A 1168-nucleotide genomic window follows, 5' to 3' on the forward strand; every position below is an offset into this window, starting at 1 on the left:
CGAAGGACATGCGAAAGGTCCGGCGTAGAGGGTAAGACCCCCGTAGTCGAAACATCAGCGGCTCGTTTGAGAGACACCCAAGTAGCACGGGGCCCGAGAAATCCCGTGTGAATCTGGCGGGACCACCCGTTAAGCCTAAATATTCCCTGGTGACCGATAGCGGATAGTACCGTGAGGGAATGGTGAAAAGTACCGCGGGAGCGGAGTGAAATAGTACCTGAAACCGTGTGCCTACAAGCCGTGGGAGCGTCGCGTGCAGCACTTGTGCTGTACGTCGTGACTGCGTGCCTTTTGAAGAATGAGCCTGCGAGTTTGCGGTGTGTTGCGAGGTTAACCCGTGTGGGGAAGCCGTAGCGAAAGCGAGTCCGAATAGGGCGATTTAGTAGCGCGCTCAAGACCCGAAGCGGAGTGATCTAGCCATGGGCAGGTTGAAGCGGCTGTAAGAGGTCGTGGAGGACCGAACCCACCAGGGTTGAAAACCTGGGGGATGACCTGTGGTTAGGGGTGAAAGGCCAATCAAACTCCGTGATAGCTGGTTCTCCCCGAAATGCATTTAGGTGCAGCGTCGTGTGTTTCTTGCCGGAGGTAGAGCACTGGATAGGCGATGGGCCCTACCGGGTTACTGACCTTAGCCAAACTCCGAATGCCGGTAAGTGAGAGCACGGCAGTGAGACTGTGGGGGATAAGCTCCATGGTCGAGAGGGAAACAGCCCAGAGCATCGACTAAGGCCCCTAAGCGTACGCTAAGTGGGAAAGGATGTGGAGTCGCAGAGACAACCAGGAGGTTGGCTTAGAAGCAGCCACCCTTGAAAGAGTGCGTAATAGCTCACTGGTCTAGTGATTCCGCGCCGACAATGTAGCGGGGCTCAAGCGTACCGCCGAAGTCGTGTCATTCATACAATAGGGCCAACGCCTGTATGGATGGGTAGGGGAGCGTCGTGTGCCGGGTGAAGCTGCGCCGGAAGGCAGTGGTGGACGGTTCACGAGTGAGAATGCAGGCATGAGTAGCGATACATACGTGAGAAACGTGTGCGCCGATTGACTAAGGGTTCCTGGGTCAAGCTGATCTGCCCAGGGTAAGTCGGGACCTAAGGCGAGGCCGACAGGCGTAGTCGATGGATAACCGGTTGATATTCCGGTACCCGCTGTGAAGCGTCAAACATCGAGT

General features: G+C 56.4%; 1 rRNA gene (cut by a window edge). It reads left to right on the forward strand.

Annotation, left to right across the window (positions count from 1 at the left end):
- Positions 1-1168: ribosomal RNA gene (locus tag ACFYO9_RS38860) — 23S ribosomal RNA — on the forward strand; its annotated part runs 1600 nt beyond the window's last position; the annotation flags it as partial.

It is taken from the genome of Streptomyces sp. NPDC005863 (assembly GCF_042871345.1).
Lineage (GTDB): Bacteria > Actinomycetota > Actinomycetes > Streptomycetales > Streptomycetaceae > Streptomyces.